Source organism: Flavobacterium sp. (assembly GCF_036741995.1).
Lineage (GTDB): Bacteria > Bacteroidota > Bacteroidia > Flavobacteriales > Flavobacteriaceae > Flavobacterium.
In genome coordinates this window covers 1-4,910 of record NZ_DAINRG010000081.1, presented here as the reverse complement: position 1 = coordinate 4,910, position 4,910 = coordinate 1, and the positions used below count along the sequence as shown (strand labels likewise).

The 4,910-nt window shown below is 37.2% G+C and carries 4 protein-coding genes and 1 pseudogene; 1 reads left to right on the top strand and 4 read right to left on the bottom strand.

Annotation, left to right across the window (positions count from 1 at the left end; translation table 11 throughout):
• The 4 genes from priA to nadC form a co-directional block, all read right to left on the bottom strand.
• Positions 1–2,214 (bottom strand): replication restart helicase PriA (gene priA / locus V7D82_RS13250; protein ID WP_333601433.1); only part of this gene is annotated, 2,214 nt, incomplete at its 3' end.
• Positions 2,215–2,224: 10 nt separating this feature from the next.
• A complete protein-coding gene (locus V7D82_RS13245) occupies positions 2,225–2,650 on the bottom strand; it encodes a DUF2147 domain-containing protein (protein ID WP_333601432.1) in 426 nt (141 codons plus the stop codon).
• Positions 2,647–3,591, bottom strand: coding sequence for a YihY/virulence factor BrkB family protein (locus V7D82_RS13240; RefSeq protein ID WP_333601431.1), 945 nt, complete (start codon positions 3,589–3,591; stop codon positions 2,647–2,649). Before V7D82_RS13240 ends, V7D82_RS13245 begins: the two co-directional genes overlap by 4 nt.
• 9 nt (positions 3,592–3,600) lie before the next feature.
• Positions 3,601–4,458: a carboxylating nicotinate-nucleotide diphosphorylase gene (gene nadC / locus V7D82_RS13235; RefSeq protein WP_333601430.1), complete on the bottom strand. Its 858-nt coding sequence runs from the start codon at positions 4,456–4,458 to the stop codon at positions 3,601–3,603.
• Between the two features lie 98 nt (positions 4,459–4,556).
• On the opposite strand from nadC, the pseudogene V7D82_RS13230 reads away from it, so the two are divergent.
• Positions 4,557–4,910 (top strand): annotated as a pseudogene (locus tag V7D82_RS13230) (quinone-dependent dihydroorotate dehydrogenase); the annotation flags it as partial.

Sequence of the window (4,910 nt, the reverse complement as noted above, 5' to 3'; positions counted from 1 at the left end):
TAATTTATCAAAATCCCTATGCTTTAGTGTCAATCGAATTAAGCGATAAAATGGAGGATAATAATAAATCTTTCTTTCATACAATTGCTCCTTATACATGCCTTCATAATCATTATTCGTCACTTGCTGAATAACATTGTGCAACGGATTATAGGTTTGAATAATCACTTTTCCTCGTTTTTCTGAACGACCGGCTCTGCCCGAAACCTGCGTCATCATTTGATAACTTCTCTCAAACGCTCGAAAATCAGGATGATACAGCATATTGTCAGCGTTCATGATGCCAACTAAGGAAACATTGTCAAAATCCAACCCTTTCGCCAGCATTTGCGTTCCCACTAAAACATCAATTTCCCGATTCTTAAATCCGTCAATGATTTTTTCAAAGCTGTATTTGCCACGAGTCGTGTCTTGGTCCATGCGTTTGATATTCTTATTCGGAAATAATTCCGCTAATTCCAACTCAATTTGCTCCGTGCCAAAACCTTTGGTTTCCAAATCAACACTGGAACAAACATGACAATTCGTTGGCTTGGCCATATTATAGCCACAGTAATGGCAACGCAATTGGTTTTTAAACTTATGGTAGGTCAAACTCACATCACACTGTGGGCATTGCGGCACATGACCACAAGTCATACATTCCAAAACCGGTGAAAACCCACGGCGATTCTGAAATAAAATTACTTGCTCGCCATTAGCAAAAGCTTCCGTGATATTTTCAATCAATGTAGTACTGAAATGCCCTTTCATTTTTTTTCTGAAATAACTGTCTTTCAAATCCACCAACTCAATCTCGGGCATTTGCACTTTTCCGAAACGTTCCTTTAAAGATACCAATCCAAACTTTCCGGAAGTTGCATTATAATAGGTTTCAATACTTGGCGTAGCAGAGCCTAACAAAACTTTAGATTGATGCGCATTCGCCAAAACTATAGCGGCGTCACGGGCATGGTATCTCGGCGCCGGGTCTTGCTGCTTAAAGGTTTGCTCGTGTTCTTCATCCACAATGATTAGTCCCAAATTGGAAAACGGTAAAAACAAAGCCGACCTTGCTCCTATCACAACTTGTGCTTTTTCGGAAGATGTTAAAACCTGATTCCAAACTTCCACTCGTTCGTTGTTGCTGTATTTGGAATGAAAAACAGCTACTTTATTACCAAAATGCTGTGTCAAACGGGAAACCAATTGCGTCGTCAGTGCAATCTCCGGCAATAAATACAAGACTTGTTTGCCATCCGCAAGATAATTTTCGATGAGTTGGGTATAAATTTCCGTTTTTCCGCTCGAGGTCACACCGTGCAACAAACAAACTTCTTTTGAAGTAAACACCTCTTCGATTTCATTAAAAGCATTTTGCTGTGCTTCGCTTAATGAAAGTTGATTGTCTGTTTTATTTTTATCAAAATTAACCCGGTCCTCCTGAATGTAATATTCTTCAAAAACCTGTTTATCCACCAATGCTTTGACAATAGCGGCTGATGTTTGGGCCGTTTCGGTTAATTGTTTTACCGAAATAGGTTTGCTTTCCTGCGCCTGCAACTGAAAATACTGCAACACCAATTCTTTTTGTTTGTTGGCATTTTTATTGAAATTATCCAAAAGCTGAATCAGATTTTGTTCGGATTGGTATTGCTCATGCAAACGAATGTAACGAATGAGTTTGGGTTTGTATTCTTCCTGAATTTCCTCCTCAAGCGACACAATGTTTTTGTTAATCAGTTTTTGAATGACTGGCAAGACCGTTTTCTTATTAAGGATGTCAATGATATTTTGAACTTTCAACGAAGACTGATGCTGCAAAGCTTCATAAATCAGAAACTCATCATCCGAAAGCTCTTTATCATCAACCAAAGTTTCCTTTCGTTGCGAAATTATGGTTTCACTTTCCAGCAACAAAGCTGAAGGCAAAGCACCGCGATAAACATCGCCAATGTTACACATATAATAAGACGCAATCCAAAACCAATGGTTGATTTGAAATTCATTGACAATCGGCTTCTCATCCAGGATTTGGTGAATTTCTTTAGCTTCATAAAGTGTTGGTGCATTCTGATGCAAATCAATTACTAAGGCAGTGTAGATTTTATTTTTACCAAAAGGAACAGCAATGCGCATTCCTTTTTTAATAAACAAAAATTCTGACTCTGAAACTCTGTAAGTAAAAGTTTTAGGAAGAGAAAGCGGAACGATGACTTCAATGAAATAATTCATTTTCGAGTAGCTATTTTAGTCTAATCCAGGTTTGTGATCTTCCGAAAAGCGGAATGCCGATATAGCCTCTGACAATGAGTTTATCTTTCCCATCTAAAGTAATTTTGCAGTGATACGATTTGCCATTTTTGGGATCGGTAATTTTTCCACCTGTATAAATATCGCCATCCTTAGTCAATCCTTTTAAAATAATTAAACCTAAAATAGGCTTGTTTTTATCTTCCCCTTCACACTTTTCACATTTATTGTGCTTATGCTCAATATCCAAAATGTCAATTATTTTGCCAAATACTTTTCCGCTTTTTTCATAAATCTCAACAATTCCCTTTTCTTTCCCGGTTTCATCATCAATAGTTTTCCATTTCCCAAAAATGGTTTGTGAAAAACTCATTTGGCAAAAAAAGAAGGCTACAATAAGAAGTGTTTTTAGTTTCATTGAGTATCTAATTCTTTTTGCTTTTCGCGTTTGATGTGGTGTATGGAAGCATTTAAGTCAAAACCTAAAAGCAGTACCATACAGTTTATCCAAATGTAAAACATCACTACCAATAAAGTCCCGATAGAACCATAAAGTTCATTGTATTTCGAAAACTTTACTACCCAAATTCCAAAGAAATAAGAAGATATAATGATTAAAATCGTGGTAAATACAGAACCAATTGAAATGAACGAGCGTTTTTTATCATGACGGATTCCATATCGGAATAATAACGAAGTGGCTATCAATATCATTAAAATCACAAAGCTGTATCGTCCCATTTCTATCAGATGAATTTTATCGGATAACACATCCTGAATTTTTGTCTTCTGAATAAAAACCTCGAAAATTACGATGGCTGCCACGGTAATCAACAATAAAAAAGAGAGCAAAATGGAAAGCGCCAAAGCCACAAAATACTGTCTGAAAAACTTGCGTTTCAACGTAATATGAATGTGATGCGAACTTTCAAAGCCACCAAGTATGGCATTCACACCATTGGTCATCAGCAAAATAGCCATCAAAAATCCGGTCGAAATCAATCCGCTATGACTGTTGTGTAAAATATCGTTGATGATTTTATAGATAGCATCATAAGTCGTTGGCGGCACACTTTGCTTCACAAAACCCAAAAAATCATCCTGAAATCCTTGAATGGGAATGTACGGAATGAGATTCAGTATAAAAAGCGCAAACGGAAACAACGCCATAAAAAAACTAAAAGCAATAGCTCCGGCCCGATAGGTGATTTCTCCTTCAATGATTCCGGCAAAATACAAATCGAGTAACTCATATAACGACAAACCGTGAAGCCACGGCAGTTTTATTCTTTTTAGCAAAAAAATAAATTGTTTAATCACCGGAAAATTACTGATTCTTCCTTTTGTTGCTGTTGTCATTTGACTAATTTAAAAGGCTTTTAAACTTAAATCCATATTGTAAACCGAATGCGTCAAAGCACCGGATGAAATATAATCTACACCACATTCTGCATAGTCTCGGATTGTTTTTTCATTGATGTTTCCGGAGGATTCTGTCAAACATTTATCACCAATGAGTGCAACTGCTTTTCGGGTATCTTCAAAATTAAAGTTGTCAATCAAGATTCTATAAACACCCTCGTTTTCAAGGATTTCTTTGATTTCATCCAGATTTCTGGCTTCCACTATAATTTTCAAATCGAGATGATTGTGTTTCAAAAAGGCTTTGGTTTTGGTAATGGCCTGCGTGATCCCCCCAGCGAAATCGTTGTGATTGTCTTTCAGCATAATCATGTCATACAACGCAAAACGATGGTTTTCGCCACCACCAATTTTAACTGCCCATTTTTCACAAGCCCTGAAGCCGGGTGTCGTTTTTCGGGTATCCAGAATTTTGGTTTTAGTGCCTTCCAATAATTTCACATATTGGTTGGTTTTAGTAGCAATGGCTGACATTCTCTGCATCGAATTGAGCAACAACCGCTCGGCTTTCAAAATCGATTGGGAACTGCCCGAAACGTGAAAAACCACATCGCCATGTTTTACTAGCGAACCGTCTTCGATAAAAGTTTCCATTTCCAAAGTTGGATCTACATTTTCAAAAACCATTTTGGCAAAAGCCACGCCGGCAATAATACCGGTATCTTTTACTAAAAGTTTAGCTCTTCCTTTGGCTGTATCTGGAATACAAGCCAACGAACTGAAATCTCCGGGACCAATATCTTCCCGAATTCCGTTCTGAATAATTATATCTAGTTCTCTTTGAAACTGTTGGTCTGAAATCATTTGGCAACTATTGATTGGCTAAAGTAGCATTAAATTTAATGATTTAAAAATGAAAATTGAATTTGAATTTCTATTTTTGCAACACAACACAACTACTCATGTACAAACAACTCATTCGTCCCATTTTATTCTGGTTTGACCCGGAAGAAGTGCATCACTTTTCTTTTAGTTTTATCAAATTTATTGCCAAAATTCCTTTAGTTCCTGCACTTTTAAAATCGGTTTACGAAGTAAAAGACAGCCGGTTAGAACGAGAAGTTTTTGGCTTAAAATTCAAAAACCCAGTTGGTTTGGCAGCGGGCTTTGATAAAGATGCGAAATGCTACCAGGAGCTTTCCAACTTCGGCTTTGGCTTTATTGAAATCGGAACTCTGACACCAAAACCACAAGACGGTAATCCTAAAAAACGCCTATTCCGATTAAAGGAAGACAGCGCCATCATCAACCGAATG

Excerpts from the sequence above, each read along its gene's own strand:
- V7D82_RS13245 (WP_333601432.1), bottom strand. The coding sequence starts at position 2,650 with ATGAAACTAAAAACACTTCTTATTGTAGCCTTCTTTTTTTGCCAAATG.
- V7D82_RS13240 (WP_333601431.1), bottom strand. The coding sequence starts at position 3,591 with ATGACAACAGCAACAAAAGGAAGAATCAGTAATTTTCCGGTGATTAAA.
- nadC (WP_333601430.1), bottom strand. The coding sequence starts at position 4,458 with ATGATTTCAGACCAACAGTTTCAAAGAGAACTAGATATAATTATTCAG.